The following is a 16,804-nucleotide window of genomic DNA, read 5'->3' on the forward strand; positions in this document are numbered from 1 at the left end:
GTAAATGGCTTTTAATCATCTGGTACTAATTGGAGGAGGACACTCAAATGTTTCTTTATTGAAGAAATGGATAATGTTTCCGAAATTAATGCCAGAAATTCCTGTTTCAATTATATCTAGAGATTCTCATTTGGTTTATTCGGCTATATTCCCATCGGTGATTTCAAAATCAATCACTTTAGAAGAGAGTTTAATTGATATAAAATCTTTAGCAAAAAATGCAAAAGTATCTTTTATAGAAGAAGAAGTAAAGGATATTGATTTCAATTTAAAGAAAATTGTATTAAGTAATAGACCTTCAGTTAATTATTCGAAGTTGGTGCTTAATTATGGAAGTCAAACAATAATTCCAAAAGAATTTGAATCACTAGTTAAAAATCGAAATGCTTTTTCAATTAAACCTTTTTTAAGGGCTTATGACTCAATACTAAAAGAGGACATTTTTGATTCAGTTAATGAACTTCCATTTGTAATTGTTGGGAGTGGCCTTGCTGCAATTGAAGTATCTTATGCTTTGAGAAAAAGATGGGGAGATAGACCTTTAAAACTATTGTGTGATTCAAGAAAAATTAATAATACAATTCTAAAAAGTTTACAGAATTCCAATATTGATTTAGTTGAAAAACTTAATTTTGATTATGGCAAGATTCTTTTATGTACTGGAAATACATCTCCGTTATGGGCACAAAAAAAATTATTAGATTCGGATTCTTATGGCAGAATAATTACAAATCAGAATTTACAGATAAAAAGTTTCTCTGGAATCTTTGCTGTCGGTGATTGCGCAGTTGTAGGCTCAGCAAAAAGACCAGCATCGGGAGTTTTTGCAGTAAAAGTTGTAAATACATTAGTACAAAATTTAAAAAAAGATATAGAAGGGAGATCATTAAAAAAGTGGTTTCCTCAAAAGATCGGATTGCAAATAGTAAATATATTTCCAAGCCATCATCCAAAGGCTTTTGCTATTTATCGCAATTTTGTTTTCGGCCCTTCTTTTATTTTTTGGATTTTAAAGCATAAAATTGATCTCAACTTTATTAAAAAGTTCAGATCAAAAAGGCTAATTATGAAAAGTAGTGAAACAAATATTTCATTGAATGATTGCAGAGGATGTGCTGCTAAAATTCCTCAGTTTGTTTTGAATAAATCATTAATAAATTCAAATTTAAATTCTTTTGCCTCATCACCAGAAGATGCAATTGAGATATATCAAAATGGTCAAGATATTATTTTGCAAAGTGTAGATGGATTTCCTGCTTTGGTAAGTGATCCTTGGCTTAATGCAAAAATTACTACTTTGCATGCTTGCTCAGATTTGTGGGCATGCGGAGCAAAACTTTCATCCGCTCAAGCTTTAATTTCATTACCAAAAGTTGAAAGGGAATTTCAGAGTCACCTCTTTTCTCAATCACTTCAAGGTATTAAATCAACAGTTGAGGATCATGGAGGTGAATTACTTGGAGGCCATACTTTCGAGGCAAGAAGTTTAGTAAATAAACCTTATTCATTAGGAATAGATATTTCTTTAACAGTTCAAGGTATTTTAAAAAATGGAGCAAAACCATGGCTTAAATCTGGAATGAATATTGGAGATATTCTCATGATGTCTAGACCTCTGGGCGTTGGGATTTACTTTGCCGGTCAAATGCAAAATATTAATATGCTGGGTAGTTCTTCTGAAGTAATTAATAATTTAGTAAAGAGTCAGCAATATTTGATTGATGAAATTTATCTTTTTCAAAATCAATTTAAAGAATCATTAGTCAATGCTGCGACTGACATTACTGGATATGGATTTATTGGACATCTTAAAGAAATGGTTGAATCATCTAATTTATATAGGCAAAGAAATAATCTTGAGCCACTAAAAGTCTTATTAGATTTATTTGCATTTAAAGCTTATCCTGGAGTATTTGATTTAATAAGAAAAGATGTTAAAAGTACTTTCTTTGAATCTAATAAAGAAATTTTTGACAAAATTTATAAAGTAAATAAGCAAAAAAGAATAATTAATTTTTTAAACGAAAATTCATTAGATCAAGAGACTTTTAACGAGAGAATATCATTACTATTAGATCCTCAAACATGTGGCCCCTTGTTGATTAGTTGCAATCGTAAATATGAAAATGTTCTAAAGGATAAATGGTACAAGGTTGGAGAGGTTGTGAAAATGTAATTAATTTCTATTTAATTTGTCAATTTCCAAATATCTTAATCTTTTGATTTCCTTTCCCATCTCCTTCCCTGGGTCCCATCCTTCTTTTTTTAATGTTTCTCCATCTTTTTTTGATTTTATGAATTTGTAAATAAATAACCACTTAAACAATTTACGCCAGTATGGTCCTCCATCACAAATTAATAATTTGACTGTCTCATCATTAAGGTTTCTGTCCTCAATAAATTCTGTCCAACTTGATGGAGAAAAATGATTGAAATTTTTTTGGTTTGTATTTAATATCTTTTTGATATTTATATAATCTTCTAATATTTTTATCTCACTATTATTTACCAAAAATCTTTGACATGCTTTTTCTAAATCTTCTGAATCTTTTAATAAGTAAAGCATATGATTTCCCTTTAACTTCTTAATCCAATTTAGTCCTCTTAAAAATCTTTTATCGACTTTAATATTTTCATTTAAGATTGAGATAATTTCCCATTTATGAATTATCGAAATCACATTAGTCAAATTATCATGTTTGCATATTTCAGCTAGTTCCATCCTTATTCGTATGCCTAGTGCAGGAGGGTAAATCATTTTCTTATGAGTTTCTGAACTTTTCCATGGCCATTGTCTAACTGTTTCTTGAGATTGTTTGAGGGAATTATTTGAAATATTGAAATCTAACCTTGAAGCATATTTTGCACATCTAATTAATCTACTTGGATCATCTGAAATACTATTACTGTGAAGTAAGTTCAATCTTTTACTTTTTATATCAGAAATTCCTCCATAAAGATCATAGATTTTCCTTGTCGAGACCTCGAAGGCTATTGAATTTATAGTGAAATCTCTCCTCTTAAGATCCTCCGCAATAGTACTTTTATTTACTGTGGGATTTAAGCCTGGAGCAGAATAAATTTCTTTTCTTGCAGAAGCAATATCAATTTTATAGTCATTAATATTTATTTCTACAGTGTTGTATAAATTAAATTCCTTGATCAAACATAAATCTACATTTACAATATTTTTTTTTATAAATTTTGCAAGAGAAATAGAGGATCCTTCAATAACAAGATCAATATCTACAGGTTTAGAAAACGATTTTTTGTGGAATTTACTAATTAATAAATCTCTTAAATAACCGCCAACAAAAGCTACTTTAGTATTGTTATTAGATTCTATGTATTTAGCAATTAGGTTATATAGATTAAATGGAGTTTTGATTAATTCCCCTTGGATGTAATCAGAGATATCGTTCATGAGTTTTAACTTACATAACGAATTGGAGCTAATCTGGGATCTAGAATTTTACTTCCTTTATCACCAAATTTTACTGCTAAAGATATTTTTTCTCCACTCCCAAAAATATGTATGATTTCACCTTTCCCAAACTTTGAGTGAATTAGCATATCTCCAACTATCCAGCTTTTCCCTTTACTGGGACCTGAATATAATTTCCTTACTGCATTTATTGGTTTGTTAACAAATTCATTTGGATTGTTTCGATCAACTCTAGTTAAACGATCAAGATGCCAATCTCTTCTAATTGAAGCACCACCAGTTTGTGGTAATTCGCCATCCATTAAATCTTCAGGTATTTCGGAAAGAAATATTGAAGGAATTGTTGCTTCACGCATGCCACCCCATAATCTTCTTTCTCTGGCATGACTTAAGAAAACTCTTTCTTTAGCTCTAGTAATACCTACATAGCATAATCTTCTTTCCTCTTCAAGAAGTGAGGGAGTATCTATTGATCTATGGCTAGGGAAGAGACCTTGTTCTAGCCCAGTGATAAAAACATTTTGAAATTCTAAACCTTTACTATTATGCAGAGTCATGAGAGTTACAGAGTTAGGATTATTTTTCTTCGTATCATTATCAGTTGTTAAGGCTGCTGTAGAGAGAAATCCCTCTACATCTCCACTTTCTGTTTCTTCTTCATATTGAGTAGCTGCATTAATTAGTTCTTGTAAATTATTTCTTCTATCTTCAGATTCTTCAGTCCCACTAGAGAGCAAGTCACTTAAGTAACCACTTTTTTCTAATATAAGTTGTAGTAGTTGAGCGGGACCTGAATTTTCTAGGTAACACAGTAGATCATTCATAATTTCAGTAAATTTATTAATTCCTTTTGATGATCGCCCTATTGTTTCTTCAAGACTTTGCTTATCATTAAGAACCTCCCATAATGGGATATTTAACCTATTAGATAGTTCATTAAGTTTTTGAATAGTAGTCTTACCAATCCCTCTTCTAGGAACATTTATGATTCGTAAAAGACTAACGTTATCTGAAGAATTAACCAGAACTTTCAAATATGCTATCGCATCTTTAATTTCTCTTCTATCATAAAAACGCAATCCTCCAAAAATTGTATAAGGAATGCGCCACCTTACAAGAGATTCTTCTAATACTCTAGACTGAGCTCTGGTTCGATATAAAATTGCAAAATTTTTCCAAATTGGGTTTTGATTATAGTTATTGAGTGATTTTATTTTATTGGTAATTGCTTCTGCCTCGGAAATTTCATCATCACAGCTAAGTAACGTTAAAAGTTCCCCTTTTTCTTTAGTAGCCTTTAAAACTTTGTCAATTCTTTCAGAGTTGTTTTCAATTAGTGAGTTTGCAGCATCAAGGATATTGGAAGATGACCTATAATTTTCTTCTAATTTAATTAAAGATGATTTTGTATCATCATTGATTGAAGTTTTAAAATCTTCTTGAAAACCAATTAAAATTCTGAAGTCAGCAGCTCTGAAACTATAAATACTTTGATCAGCATCCCCAACTACAAAAATTGACCGATCTTCCCAATTGAAGAATTTTTTTGGTTCAGTATTTCCAGTCGTAATTAATTTTATAAGTTCATATTGTGTTCTATTTGTATCTTGATATTCGTCAACTAAAATATGTTTAAATCTTTTGTGCCAGTAATCTCTGACTATATCATTTTGCCTCAATAAGAAAACAGGCAAAAGTAGAAGATCATCAAAGTCTAAAGAATTATTTTTTGAGAGCGAAATCCTATATCTCTTGTAGGCTTCTGCAACTGTTTTATCAAAATTATTATCTGCTTTTTCTAAAAGATCATTAGAAGTTAAGCATTGATTTTTAGCATTACTTATTAATCTTTTAATCTTTTTGGGATCATATCTTTTTGGGTCAAGATTCATATCTTGACTGATAATTTCTTTTACTAATGTTTGAGAATCTGTTTCATCATAAATTGAAAATTGTCTTGTCCATTTTAGGCCTTCTGGATCAGTATATTTTTCAATATCGTATCTCAAAAGTCTTGAAAATAAGGAATGGAAAGTCCCGATCCAAAGGTTCTGAAGCCTCTCTTGGTGAACGTTTGTTCTTAATTGATTTTGATCAATTTCTTTGAGAGTTGTCCAAGGCTGACCAAATTGATTAAAAGCTAATTCTTGGGCTAGAAGAACCTCTAATCTTGCTTTCATTTCTTTAGCAGCTTTGTTAGTGAAAGTGACTGCGAGAATGTTATAGGGATCTATAGAATTACCCTCAATAAGGTTTGCAATTCTGTGAGTAAGAGCCTTAGTTTTTCCGCTACCTGCACCTGCTACAACTAATAGTGGTCCATAAACATGTTTTACTGCTTGAAGTTGTTGATTGTTTAGGGACTTAAAAAGAAAATTGTTGGTTTGAGGCACTTTTGGAAGGGTTTTTCAAAAATCAGACTTTACTATGAGATTCAGATTCCGTTTCTAGATCTTCTAACGCTTTTTTTAAATTTATAAGTTCATTATTGTTATTAATTATTTCTTCAAATTTATTTTGAGGCATCTTTAATTTCATACTTCTGTCTAGAATTTCTTTTTCCAATCTCTTTTTATATGAGGAAATAAGTTTCTTTGATAATTTTAAATCCTGTTGATCCAAAACTTTATAAAAAATGTAATTTTATACTAGCGGAAAAAAAATTTTTATTTGAATTATTTCAACTATCACTTTGGAATGAAGTTATTAATTAAGAAGCGTTGCGTTAAGTTTGAAATTGTATTGTTTTTACTAGCTTTGTATTATTCTTAAGATCGGTCTTTAAATTTTTACTTCAGGAATGTCAGTTTCAAAGAATAATCAACTATTGTCAGCCGATAAGAAATTAAATGATTTAAGCAATATAAAAGAATTTATTAATAGTGCAAACTCAAGATTAGATGCAATAACCTCAATAACCAATAATTCACATGCAATCGCAGCAGACGCTGTAACAGCAATGATTTGCGAAAATCAAGATTCACTTAATTCAAAAATATCTTTAAATACAACTAATAAGATGTCCGTTTGTTTAAGAGATGGAGAAATAATCCTAAGGATTGTTGCTTATCTTTTAATTTCTAATGACGAATCAGTTTTAGAAAAAAGTTGTTTGAAGGATCTTAAAAATACTTATCTTGCTCTTGGGGTGCCTTTAAGAAATGCAAGAAGGGTTTTTCAATTAATGCGAGATGCAACTATCTCTGATTTGAATTCAACAGTTAAAAATATGCGTGGAAACAAAAGCTTTCTTCCTAAATTAATATCTGAAACAGAGTTTCAATTTGAAAGGATAATTAATCTTTTAAAATAGCTAAATTCCTTATCTCTGAAGTATGTGAAGTCTGTATAACTGAGTTATTTTCCAGATTTCTAATAGTAGAAAATCTGGATCTTATATGAGTGGATAAAAAGGAAATTCTTTCTTCGGAAACTGTTGATTTATAAATAGTTTTAATGTGTAAATTATTTTGTTCATCAACAAAATAAGTTGATGATGAAATAAAGGATTCTGTATAACCTTTATTTCTTAAAACAATTCCTGAATTTTCATCTTTGGGTAAAAAAATCAGAATAGTTTCATCTCCCTCACTGATATCTTCATTGTCCCAATCACTAATAGCTTGCCAGTTTATGGAAATGGCTATGCTCTCTAGGTTTAAACTGAATTTATAATTTTTAAAAATTTCAACGACTTTTTTATTTTTTTTGTTGATATGTTTTATATATATTTTACTAGTTGAGTTTTCAAATTCCTGAAAAGCTAAAGTGTGAGTACTTCTAATAGATTTCCACTCTCCTATACTTTTATCAATGAATTGATTAATTATTGTTAGATTCTTCGTCAAGTTTATCTTCTACGGAATGATTTTCTGCTTTTTGTATCATTCTAACCATTGAATCCACCATTAATCTCTTTGCAGAAGTTACTTTTAATCCAGAAGGAGTAGTTGATATTTGTTCTCCAGGGCGATCATATGAAGTTGGTCTAAATGGAGTCATCTAATAACTTTAAAAATTAATCGATCTCTATTCTTGCATGAATCATTATTTATATAGTTATTGTTTGCGAAAATGTCATATCTTTCTTCTTTGTTTACAGAATTACCAACTGTTTTGTTATTTAGGCATTTTATTTTTTGCCAATCCTGAAATAGTCGCTAAAGCAAACATTCCCAATAGAGCAATCCCTAGAAATAATCCTGCTCCCTGGCTAACTCCAGCTCCTACTGCTACTAGTATAGAGTCACTGATTAGAAGACTTATTATTAATGCAGGAGTAAATATTTTCCAGCGAGTTCCTCCAATACCAATTGCGTAGCTTAGAAAATCAAAAAGGCCAGTCATTAGTAGACCTGTCATAAGAAAGAAATTTTCTTCTAGCTGGTTTTGATTAAAACTTTCAATCTTTTGCATTGCTTTCGGGCCTACTAAATTACGTACAGGAACCCGACCATAATTTCTTGCGATAAAGAAAGCAGCTTGGCAAAAAACGATATCAGAAAAGATTATTGTCATGTAACCTTTTTGAAATCCTAGTAATGAACCAGCTAGCAGAGAATAAGCTGAACTTGGAAGGGCAGGTAAAATAATACTTACTCCTCTGAGTATGAATATTCCAAAAGGAGCCCAAATCCCCATACTTTCTATTTTATTCCTTAGAGGTTCAATCCCATAATTTTGGATGAAATAAATCAATACTACAAATATTGCTATAAAAAAAACTACTGAGAGAAATTTCTGTATTTTATTCATTATTTTTCTAATAAATTTATTGGAAGTAAATTCTTAATTTAATATTTGATTCTATCTATAATAGAAATACTATTCAATAAAAATTTTTACAAATTTTTAATCTTATATTTCCTACTAATAAAAAATTTTTGTATTCCATAAGTAGTCATGATTAATTCTATGAATAAAGTTAATTCAATATTTTTTAGAAATATCATTAATTTAGTCCTTTCGATTATCGTTTTCTTTTGTATTTCAATAAAAAAATCAGAAGCTTTGCCTCATGAATGGGTTGGAGTCCCTAAAAGTGAATACGGAGAGCAGTTATGGGATAGGCAAAGTATAAAAAGGAATGAGGATGGTTCTGTAAGAGTATTGAGTAAATTTATTCCCAAAACAAAAAGTGAAATTACTAAGGATATTCTCTATACCATGGATATAAATTGTTTTGAAAAATCATTTAGAGATGTTGATGTCTCAATAGATGAAGCAAATAGTAATTTCAATGATTTAGCTAATTGGCAAGATCCAAATGGAGATAAACTGATTTTGGGTGTTATTGGTCAAGTCTGCAGAGTCGAAAACTAAAAATTTTAAGTTATAAAAAAATACGAAAAAATAACTAGTTCTCAATGATTTAAAAGTATAAAACCCTCTCTAGGAAAGGGTTTTAAAGGTGCCAGGACCCAGATTTGAACTGGGGACACGGCGATTTTCAGTCGCCTGCTCTACCAACTGAGCTATCCCGGCTCTAACCTATATACTCTAAATTAAGATGTGTAGTTTGTGAAACCCTTTTAATTAAAAATTTTATATCTTCATCAAATATTCTAAAAAAACTTTTATTTTGAATTAATCGCCAACAAGGCAGTACCAAATGAAGTAGTTTTTTTGCATGAAACTATGGGTATATTAATAATTTTTTCTCTTATTTTTCTCCACTGTGGGTTTTTTGAACCTCCACCAATAGTAATAATTTTTTTTGGAAGTGAACCTGTTAGTTCTCCTAGCTTTTCCCATCCTTTCAATTCGATCTTAGCTAGCCCCTCGAATAATGCATGTAAATAAAGTGAGTCGCTTACTGGCCTTGGACCAAGTATTGGCTCTAAATTAGAATTATTAACAGGAAATCTCTCTCCTTTACTATTAAGAGGTAAAAGATTTAAAGAAGTTTTTTTCGATGGATTTATTTGTCGACTGAGCTCCTTTATTTCTAAATCAGAGAAGAATTGAGATAAGATACCACATCCCGCGTTTGATGCCCCTCCACATATCCAATCGCCGTTTAATCTATGGTTTGTAATTCCTTCTTTTTTTATAGGTTTATCAATGATTTTCTTAACTACAAGAGTTGTTCCTAAAACTGTGAGACCATCTTCTTTACCTAAACCTGCAGCTATTACACTTGCATTAGAGTCAGTGGTGCCTGAGATTAATATTAATTTCTTATTCAAGTTAAATCTCTCTGCTAAATCACAATTCACTTCTCCAATAATTTCCCCACTTTTTATTATTTGAGGTAGGCATTTTTGCCATGAAGCATTGAGATAGCTTTTTGGCCATGATTCTTTTTTTAGATCCCAACCAAGTTTTAGATTATTACCTTCTTCTCCATAAGTCCAATCTTTTAAAAACCAACCAGTGATCCAATCAGATTGATGTCGTAAAAGTATATTTGTCCCATATTTATCTATTAATTTTAATGCTTTAGCAAGACTACTATATGGAGTTCGCAGATAATCTTCTTCAGGAGTTAGTGATTCAAGAAGGATCTTATTTTCGCTACATGCTTGGTCATAAGGTATTGCTTCTCCTAGCGGCTCTCCTTGCAAATTTGATGCTGTTAAAGTTCCTGAGGTACCGGAGATAGCCAATTTATTAAGGTTAATTTTCACCTCAATAGGTAAACTAGCTAAGAGATTCTCACAAGAATTGATCCAAGAATTTGGATTCTTAAAGCTGTATGAATAAGGTACTGAATTTGAATATACTAATTTCTTATGAAAATTAATTATTGATATTCTTGCACCACTGGTTCCAAAATCTAACCCTCCATAAAAATTTTCAGGCATAGAAAAAATATTTTATTAAAAAATCTTGGAAGCCTCAGCTAATTGGGCTGCTTTTTCTTCTACATTTTCCCATGGGAGCTCAAGATCTCTTCTGCCAAAATGTCCATAGGATGCAGTCTTTCTAAAAAATTTGCCTCCCATTTTTTTGGGTAGGTTTCTTAAGTTAAATTCTTTTATTATTGCTGCGGGTCTTAAATCAAAGTGCTCTTTAATTAGCTCAGTCAAATTAGCTTGTGAAATAACACCTGTATCAAAAGTTTCCACGAGAATGGAAATTGGTTTTGCCACTCCAATAGCATAACTTAATTGTACTTCTGCTTTTTTTGCCAATTTCGCCTTAACTATGCTTTTAGCTACATAACGTGCGGCATAAGCGGCTGATCTATCTACTTTTGTGGGATCTTTACCAGAAAATGCCCCTCCTCCGTGTCTTGCATATCCACCATAAGTATCTACAATAATTTTTCTGCCAGTGAGCCCCGCATCTCCTTGGGGCCCCCCTACGACAAATTTCCCAGTGGGGTTTACTAGAAATCTTGTTTGGCTAATGCTTGGTTTGATTTCTAAATCTTCAGTAGCAGGAATTACAACATGACTCCATAAATCTTCTTTTATTCTTTGACGAATTTCTTCTTCATTTGTTATCCCATCTATCTCAGGATTATGTTGAGTTGAAATTAAAATTGTATTAATAGAAACTGGTAAACCTTTTTCGTAATCAATGCTTACTTGAGTTTTCCCATCAGGGAGTAGATAACTAAGGACTTCTTCATGCCTCACTTTGGCAAGTTGAATGGCTAATCTATGAGCTAAGCTTATCGGTAAGGGCATTAATTCAGGCGTCTCATCGCATGCATAGCCGAACATTATGCCTTGGTCACCAGCTCCGGTATTGTCTTCCAAATCATCGTTAACATCATCTGCGTCATTTACTCCTTGTGAAATGTCTGGTGATTGCTCATCAAGTGCTACTAAAACAGCACAACTATTTGCATCAAAACCACCTGCTTTATAGCCTTCATATCCAATTTCTTTAATTACATTTCTAACAAGTTTTATGTAATCGACTTTTGCTTTTGAAGTTATTTCTCCAGTAAGTAAACAAAGACCAGTATTTACAACAGTTTCGCATGCAACTCTGCTTTCTGGATCTTCTGTCAATAAAGCATCTAAAACAGCGTCACTAATTTGATCACATATCTTGTCAGGATGACCTTCAGTTACGGATTCAGAAGTGAAAATGAAATCACTCATTTACAAATAATTTTGAAATTAGACTATATCCTAAATTAGACTATCGTTACAAATCAATTATTGTAAATTAAAAAAAATACTTAGACAACTATAAACTGCTTTAAGTTCAGATATTCGTTCAAAAATAAATAATTGAATTTATACTGTTTCAACTGAAGCTATGGGGGTCTCTTCATTATCGTCAGTTTGTTCAAATAACATTTGCTTGTATTTCGCAGCCATTTCTTCAGCTTTACTAAAAACTTTTTGAGGGTCAGTTAACATATCCCCTGGTTCAGGTTCAAGTGCTTTAGTGGATAATGAAATTCGTCCTCTTTCCGAATCCAGGTCTATTATCATGACTTTCATTTCATCATTCACATTTAAAACATTATGAGGAGTCTCAATATGTTCATGACTAATCTCGGAAATGTGCAATAGACCACTGACTCCACCAATATCAATAAAGGCTCCATAAGGTTTAATACCTTTTACTGAACCAACAACAACTTCACCTACCTCAAGTCTGTTCATTTTTTTCTCAACTAAAGCTCTTCTATGACTTAGTACTAATCTATTTCTCTCTTCATCAACTTCAAGAAATTTTAAAGGTAGATATTCACCTTCCAAGTCATCTTTTATTCTTCTAGCACTTATATGAGAGCCTGGGATAAAACCTCGCAAGCCTTCCACCCTCACAAGAGCTCCTCCCCTGTTTGTTGCAAAAACTTCAGAGTATATAGTTGCATCTTCTTTTTGTAGTTGTCTAACCCTTTCCCATGCTCTTTGATATTCAATTCTTCTAATGGAGAGGGCTAATTGGCCATCTTCATTTTCTTCACTCATTATGAAAAATTCCCTACTTTCTGAAGGTTGTAAAACATCATTCAGTCCCTCTACTCTATTTATTGAAACCTCCTGAACAGGCATGAAGGCAGCTGTTTTCGCCCCTATATCAATCATGGCCCCTTTGGGCTCTAAAGCAAAAACAGTACCTTTAACTAGATCGCCAGGCTTAAAGTTATAGTCATACTTACCCAAAAGTGATGCAAATTCCTCTTGTGTGAATCCTGCATTATCAAAATCTTTATTTGTTCTGCTAGAGGAAGAATCTGCTGAAGGTATATCGCTCTTCTTGAATGATAAATCTTCCTCATTTTGGGATGCTGAATCGTTATTTAACTCAGAAGAATTTTTAATTTCTTGTTCCTCAGGAATTTCTTTAATGGTTTGGGAAGAATTTTCGTTCATTTGTTATGTCGCAGACTACCTAAGGTAGTTAGAAAGGAATGCTACTAGCCTGCAAACCAATAGCAAAAAACATTTGTGCTACTTATTCTACACTTTAAGATGCTGAATTTTATAAAATTGAAGCTAATTGGTTTTTTGAACTTACTTTTAGAGATTCAAGAGTAGAAATAAAATCTTTTACCCCATTAAATTTTCTGTAAACTGAGGCATATCTTATATAGGCTACTTCGTTTTCTTTCCTAAGATTTTTAAGTATTAATTCTCCGATTTGAGAAGATTTAATATCTTTGTTAGAGTCTTGAACGATTTGAGATTCAATTCCATCTACGAAATTAATAATTGCTTCACTGCTGAAGTTAGTCTTTTCGCAAGCTCTTGATATACCGGTAAATAATTTTTGTTTATCAAATAATTCTCTGCTACCGTCTTTTTTGATTATTGAAACTGGCATCGTTTCAACTCTTTCATAAGTTGTAAATCTAAAGCTGCAATTTAAGCACTCTCTTCTTCTTCGAACACTTTTACCAGTATCGGCAGATCTTGATTCCAAAACTCTGCTATCTGTGTTTTGACAGTTTGGACACTGCATGTAGTGAAATTAGATTAACTGTAACTCTAATAGTAGAGTAAAATGCTAATTATGAAAAGTAAAATAAAAAGACCCCTTGTTAAAGAGGTCTTTTTATAAGTTCATTTTTTATCGAATTTAGGTGGATCTCTAAAGGCGACAGCAAAGAATAAAGTAACAACTGCGAGAGTTAAAATAAGAACGTAAGCAAAAGCTTCCATAAGATTAAGTAATAAAGTTTAAATTAAACCCTTCCTGGGATTCTTCTTGTGGATTCGTCACCAAGCTTCTTGAATAAACCAAATTCAACTTGGTCACCAATCTCAGCGTCAATTCCAGCGAATGAATTTCTGTAAAGAGTTCTTGAAGCATGCCACCAGTGGCCAAACAAGAATAGCAATCCGAAACATAGATGTGCATATGTAAACCATGCTCTTGGGGAACTTCGGAATACACCGTCAGATTTATAAGTTTCTCTGTCAAACTTGAAAGCTTCTCCAAGCTGCGCTTTTCTAGCTAATCTTTTTACTACTGCAGGATCAGTAAATGTTTGACCATTTAAGTCTCCTCCATAGATAGTTGCTGTGATGCCAGTTTGTTCAAATGAATACTTCGCTTCGGCTCTTCTAAATGGAATATCTGCCCTTACGTTACCTTCTTTGTCTTCAAGAATAACAGGGAAGTTTTCAAAGAAATTAGGAATCCTTCTAACTTCTAATTCGTTACCTTCCTTATCTTGAAAAGCAATGTGACCTTGCCAACCAGTTGGTAATCCATCACCATTAACAAGAGCTCCAACTCTAAATAGGCCTCCTTTAGCTGGACTATTCCCAACATAATCGTAGAAAGCTAATTTCTCTGGAATAGATGCATATGCCTCTGATTTAGTGGCACCATTATCTATAGCAGATTGTACTCTTCTATTAATTTCAGTTTTGAAATAGCCTGAATCCCATTGATATCTGGTAGGACCAAAAAGCTCTACTGGGGTTGTTGCTGAACCGTACCACATTGTTCCTGAAACAACAAAAGATACAAATAATACAGCAGCTAAAGCACTGGCTAGGACTCCTTCGAGACTTCCAAGTTTTAATGCTCTATAAAGTCTTTCTCCAGGTCTATTGGTGATATGAAAAATACCTCCAATAATACCCATAAGTCCTGCCGCAATATGATTCGCTACTATACCTCCTGGATTAAAAGGGTTAAATCCTTCTACTCCCCAAGAAGGTGCCACAGGTTCTACGTGACCAGTTAAGCCATAAGGGTCAGAAACCCAAATCCCCACGTTTGCGCAGTGAAAAGCTCCAAAGCCAAAGCATGTAAGTCCAGCTAGAAGAAGATGAATTCCAAATATTCTTGGCAGATCGAGAGCTGGCTCACCTGTTCTTGAATCTTCCCATAAATCTAAGTCCCAGTAAGTCCAGTGCCATATAGAGGCCAACATCAATAATCCGCTAAATACAATGTGTGCTGCGGCAACCCCTTCAAAACTCCAGAATCCGGGATCAACTCCTGTAGCACCAGTTATATCCCATCCGTTCCAACTGCTTGTGATACCAAGTCTAGCCATAAAAGGCATAACGTACATTCCCTGTCTCCACATAGGATTGAGAACAGCATCAGATGGATCAAAAATGGCTAATTCATAAAGAGCCATTGAGCCGGCCCAGCCGGCTAATAATGCAGTATGCATAAGATGCACAGCAAGTAGTCGACCTGGGTCATTAATAACTACTGTGTGAACTCGATACCAAGGCAATCCCATCGGTTAATTTCTAGTAACTATGCTGTATAAACAGCTAAACATCACGATAGTAAGGGTTTTTTAGTCTTTCAGGGATTTTTGTAAATAAATTTATTTTCTTGCAAAAATTGGGTAAATCACTTTGCATTACTGGGCTTTCAAGGAATTTTTCGCTAAAAAATGTTAATATTTTGGTCACAATTCTCAAAGTAAAACGCCAAAATAAGAAAAATAACTAAAAAAATGGCAACTATTAGATTCATCCGTGAGGATTTAGAGGTTCAATGCAATCCTGGTGAAAATTTAAGGGAACTAGTAATGAAAGAGAACTTACAACTTTATGGATTAAAAGGTATTTTAGGAAACTGTGGAGGGGCAGGACAGTGTAGTACCTGTTTTGTTTCTGTTGAAGGAGGAAGCAATAATTCCTTAAGTCCACAAACTTCTGTTGAAGAAGAAAAACTTAAAAATAGACCAGAAAATTGGCGACTTGCATGTCAGACTTTAATAAAATCCTCTGCAGTAATTTTAACAAAACCACAATCTCCTCCTTCAAACTTAGAAGAACTTAAAAAAAATAGTGAAAATAAAAAATTACCTCGCTAAATTGTTTAAGACTGTTAATCAGTTGATAATATTTATTGATTTTTCCACTTTAGTTCAAGTTAAATGTCTATAGTCTTAATACTTATTAGAATAGTTAATTTAAATGGAAACTACTAATTTTGGATTCGTAGCAAGTCTTCTATTTGTTGGGGTACCAACAATATTCCTTATAGGTTTATTTATTTCCACTCAAGATGGCGAAAAATCAAGCTTCTACTCAGAATCTGGTAAAGGTAAGCTTGGCCCAAAAAGCTAAACTTTCATAAATGCCTAGCATTTCTGTAAAAGAATTTTTATTTTGGAAAAAAATACAACTTTCTAAAGGGGGAGATTATCAATCTTTTGCTCTTTTACTTGATTCTGTAGGCGGAATATCAAATAGTGATCTCAATTTATCTAGGATTAATTCTGGAGATAATTTGTATTTAAGAAAAGACTTAGATTTCTTGGAATCTATTTGGAAAGACCATTTATTAAATTCCACTCCTATCCAATATCTCTGTGGAATAACTTTTTGGAGAGACTTAAAACTCAAAGTTACTAAAAAAGTACTCATTCCCAGACCAGAAACAGAGCTCATAGTTGATATCGTTTTAAATATATTTCGAAAAAAATCAGAAAAATTATTTTTTGCTGAATTAGGAACTGGATCAGGTGCAATTAGTATTGCTTTGGCATTGGCTTATCCATTGAGCGAGGGAGTAGCAACTGACATAAATCAAGAGGCATTAGAAATAGCCATTAAAAATTTTGTAAATTCTTCTAAAAAATCAAATTTGAAATTTTATTGTGGAAATTGGTGGTCACCTCTTGAAAGTTTTAAAGGAAAATTAGACTTCGCTATTTCAAACCCGCCATATATTCCAAGAGATACTTATGAAAAATTACCTAAAGAAGTTAAGAATTTCGAACCTAAAGTTGCTTTATTAGGCGGCGAAGATGGTTTAAAACATATTAGGGAAATAATACAAAAAGCACCATTATTTTTAAAAGAGAATGGTTGGCTGATTTTAGAGAATCATTTTGATCAAAGTGAAGAAGTAAAACAACTACTTATTAAAAATAAATTTACATCAATAGAAATTTTGAAAGATCTTTCAGGAATTGGTAGGTTTACCATTGGAAGATATAAATAAATTATCATAGGT

18 protein-coding genes and 1 tRNA gene are annotated in these 16,804 nt (G+C 32.3%); 6 read left to right on the forward strand and 13 right to left on the reverse strand.

Translation table 11 applies throughout. The features are described 5' to 3' along the window. Nucleotides 1–4 precede the first annotated feature (4 nt). Nucleotides 5–2,176 (forward strand): selenide, water dikinase SelD, encoded by a 2,172-nt coding sequence (gene selD, locus HA149_RS01595; protein ID WP_209112418.1) that lies wholly within the window; start codon nucleotides 5–7, stop codon nucleotides 2,174–2,176. On the opposite strand, the gene HA149_RS01600 is transcribed toward selD, so the two are convergent. From HA149_RS01600 to HA149_RS01610, 3 genes are read right to left on the reverse strand one after another with little or no spacing between them, the layout of a single operon-like run. Next, complete coding sequence (locus tag HA149_RS01600; RefSeq protein ID WP_209112420.1) at nucleotides 2,177–3,424, reverse strand: CCA tRNA nucleotidyltransferase; 1,248 nt, start codon at nucleotides 3,422–3,424, stop codon at nucleotides 2,177–2,179. Between the two features lie 5 nt (nucleotides 3,425–3,429). Continuing rightward, on the reverse strand, nucleotides 3,430–5,838 hold the full coding sequence (locus tag HA149_RS01605) for a UvrD-helicase domain-containing protein (protein ID WP_209112423.1): 2,409 nt from the start codon (nucleotides 5,836–5,838) through the stop codon (nucleotides 3,430–3,432). A gap of 22 nt (nucleotides 5,839–5,860) precedes the next feature. Then, on the reverse strand, nucleotides 5,861–6,067 hold the full coding sequence (locus HA149_RS01610; protein WP_025955192.1) for a hypothetical protein: 207 nt from the start codon (nucleotides 6,065–6,067) through the stop codon (nucleotides 5,861–5,863). Nucleotides 6,068–6,245: 178 nt separating this feature from the next. On the opposite strand from HA149_RS01610, the gene HA149_RS01615 reads away from it, so the two are divergent. After that, nucleotides 6,246–6,758, forward strand: a complete 513-nt coding sequence (locus HA149_RS01615) for an R-phycoerythrin subunit beta (RefSeq protein WP_209112425.1) — start codon at nucleotides 6,246–6,248, stop codon at nucleotides 6,756–6,758. On the opposite strand, the gene HA149_RS01620 is transcribed toward HA149_RS01615, so the two are convergent. The 3 genes from HA149_RS01620 to HA149_RS01630 form a co-directional block, all read right to left on the reverse strand. Further along, nucleotides 6,742–7,293, reverse strand: a complete 552-nt coding sequence (locus HA149_RS01620; RefSeq protein ID WP_209112427.1) for a phycobiliprotein lyase — start codon at nucleotides 7,291–7,293, stop codon at nucleotides 6,742–6,744. The two genes, HA149_RS01615 and HA149_RS01620, sit on opposite strands and share 17 nt — an antisense overlap. Next, entirely contained in the window at nucleotides 7,268–7,447 is a 180-nt protein-coding gene (locus tag HA149_RS01625) for a hypothetical protein (RefSeq protein WP_011375871.1), read from the reverse strand. Before HA149_RS01625 ends, HA149_RS01620 begins: the two co-directional genes overlap by 26 nt. 117 nt (nucleotides 7,448–7,564) lie before the next feature. Beyond that, a complete protein-coding gene (locus tag HA149_RS01630) occupies nucleotides 7,565–8,200 on the reverse strand; it encodes a TVP38/TMEM64 family protein (RefSeq protein WP_209112429.1) in 636 nt (211 codons plus the stop codon). Nucleotides 8,201–8,347: 147 nt separating this feature from the next. Here HA149_RS01630 and HA149_RS01635 point away from each other — a divergent pair, with 147 nt between their 5' ends. Next, nucleotides 8,348–8,767, forward strand: coding sequence for a hypothetical protein (locus HA149_RS01635; RefSeq protein WP_209112431.1), 420 nt, complete (start codon nucleotides 8,348–8,350; stop codon nucleotides 8,765–8,767). 89 nt (nucleotides 8,768–8,856) lie between these two features. On the opposite strand, the gene HA149_RS01640 is transcribed toward HA149_RS01635, so the two are convergent. The 7 genes from HA149_RS01640 to psbB form a co-directional block, all read right to left on the reverse strand. Further along, a tRNA-Phe gene (locus HA149_RS01640) sits at nucleotides 8,857–8,929 on the reverse strand. A gap of 92 nt (nucleotides 8,930–9,021) precedes the next feature. Further along, entirely contained in the window at nucleotides 9,022–10,251 is a 1,230-nt protein-coding gene (locus tag HA149_RS01645) for an FGGY-family carbohydrate kinase (protein ID WP_209112433.1), read from the reverse strand. A 15-nt stretch (nucleotides 10,252–10,266) separates the two neighbouring features. Continuing rightward, nucleotides 10,267–11,505, reverse strand: coding sequence for a methionine adenosyltransferase (metK, locus tag HA149_RS01650; protein WP_209112435.1), 1,239 nt, complete (start codon nucleotides 11,503–11,505; stop codon nucleotides 10,267–10,269). A 138-nt stretch (nucleotides 11,506–11,643) separates the two neighbouring features. Further along, entirely contained in the window at nucleotides 11,644–12,735 is a 1,092-nt protein-coding gene (locus HA149_RS01655) for a 30S ribosomal protein S1 (RefSeq protein WP_209112437.1), read from the reverse strand. Between the two features lie 109 nt (nucleotides 12,736–12,844). Continuing rightward, the gene (gene nrdR / locus HA149_RS01660) at nucleotides 12,845–13,324 is read right to left on the reverse strand and encodes a transcriptional regulator NrdR (protein WP_209112439.1); all 480 of its coding nucleotides are present in this window, start codon (nucleotides 13,322–13,324) and stop codon (nucleotides 12,845–12,847) included. 101 nt (nucleotides 13,325–13,425) lie between these two features. Next, nucleotides 13,426–13,524, reverse strand: coding sequence for a photosystem II reaction center protein T (locus HA149_RS01665; protein ID WP_032527597.1), 99 nt, complete (start codon nucleotides 13,522–13,524; stop codon nucleotides 13,426–13,428). A 23-nt stretch (nucleotides 13,525–13,547) separates the two neighbouring features. Beyond that, nucleotides 13,548–15,071: a photosystem II chlorophyll-binding protein CP47 gene (gene psbB / locus HA149_RS01670; RefSeq protein WP_209112441.1), complete on the reverse strand. Its 1,524-nt coding sequence runs from the start codon at nucleotides 15,069–15,071 to the stop codon at nucleotides 13,548–13,550. Between the two features lie 222 nt (nucleotides 15,072–15,293). Between psbB and HA149_RS01675 the strand changes: the two genes are divergently transcribed. The 3 genes from HA149_RS01675 (at nucleotide 15,294) to prmC (ending at nucleotide 16,792) form a co-directional block, all read left to right on the forward strand. After that, nucleotides 15,294–15,656, forward strand: coding sequence for a 2Fe-2S iron-sulfur cluster-binding protein (locus tag HA149_RS01675; protein WP_209112443.1), 363 nt, complete (start codon nucleotides 15,294–15,296; stop codon nucleotides 15,654–15,656). Nucleotides 15,657–15,759: 103 nt separating this feature from the next. After that, complete coding sequence (gene psbM / locus HA149_RS01680) at nucleotides 15,760–15,912, forward strand: photosystem II reaction center protein PsbM (RefSeq protein ID WP_209112445.1); 153 nt, start codon at nucleotides 15,760–15,762, stop codon at nucleotides 15,910–15,912. A 10-nt stretch (nucleotides 15,913–15,922) separates the two neighbouring features. Beyond that, complete coding sequence (prmC, locus tag HA149_RS01685; protein ID WP_209112447.1) at nucleotides 15,923–16,792, forward strand: peptide chain release factor N(5)-glutamine methyltransferase; 870 nt, start codon at nucleotides 15,923–15,925, stop codon at nucleotides 16,790–16,792. The last annotated feature ends 12 nt before the right edge of the window (nucleotides 16,793–16,804 follow it).

Source organism: Prochlorococcus marinus XMU1406, assembly GCF_017696055.1.
Classification (GTDB): domain Bacteria; phylum Cyanobacteriota; class Cyanobacteriia; order PCC-6307; family Cyanobiaceae; genus Prochlorococcus_A; species Prochlorococcus_A marinus_W.

Bases quoted from the DNA above. Each gene is read 5' to 3' on its own strand.
- psbM (WP_209112445.1), top strand. From the start codon at position 15,760: ATGGAAACTACTAATTTTGGATTCGTAGCAAGTCTTCTATTTGTTGGG.
- HA149_RS01665 (WP_032527597.1), bottom strand. From the start codon at position 13,524: ATGGAAGCTTTTGCTTACGTTCTTATTTTAACTCTCGCAGTTGTTACT.
- HA149_RS01645 (WP_209112433.1), bottom strand. From the start codon at position 10,251: ATGCCTGAAAATTTTTATGGAGGGTTAGATTTTGGAACCAGTGGTGCA.
- HA149_RS01615 (WP_209112425.1), top strand. From the start codon at position 6,246: ATGTCAGTTTCAAAGAATAATCAACTATTGTCAGCCGATAAGAAATTA.
- HA149_RS01625 (WP_011375871.1), bottom strand. From the start codon at position 7,447: ATGACTCCATTTAGACCAACTTCATATGATCGCCCTGGAGAACAAATA.
- HA149_RS01635 (WP_209112431.1), top strand. From the start codon at position 8,348: ATGATTAATTCTATGAATAAAGTTAATTCAATATTTTTTAGAAATATC.
- HA149_RS01630 (WP_209112429.1), bottom strand. From the start codon at position 8,200: ATGAATAAAATACAGAAATTTCTCTCAGTAGTTTTTTTTATAGCAATA.
- HA149_RS01600 (WP_209112420.1), bottom strand. From the start codon at position 3,424: ATGAACGATATCTCTGATTACATCCAAGGGGAATTAATCAAAACTCCA.
- psbB (WP_209112441.1), bottom strand. From the start codon at position 15,071: ATGGGATTGCCTTGGTATCGAGTTCACACAGTAGTTATTAATGACCCA.
- nrdR (WP_209112439.1), bottom strand. From the start codon at position 13,324: ATGCAGTGTCCAAACTGTCAAAACACAGATAGCAGAGTTTTGGAATCA.
- HA149_RS01655 (WP_209112437.1), bottom strand. From the start codon at position 12,735: ATGAACGAAAATTCTTCCCAAACCATTAAAGAAATTCCTGAGGAACAA.
- prmC (WP_209112447.1), top strand. From the start codon at position 15,923: ATGCCTAGCATTTCTGTAAAAGAATTTTTATTTTGGAAAAAAATACAA.
- metK (WP_209112435.1), bottom strand. From the start codon at position 11,505: ATGAGTGATTTCATTTTCACTTCTGAATCCGTAACTGAAGGTCATCCT.
- HA149_RS01675 (WP_209112443.1), top strand. From the start codon at position 15,294: ATGGCAACTATTAGATTCATCCGTGAGGATTTAGAGGTTCAATGCAAT.
- selD (WP_209112418.1), top strand. From the start codon at position 5: ATGGCTTTTAATCATCTGGTACTAATTGGAGGAGGACACTCAAATGTT.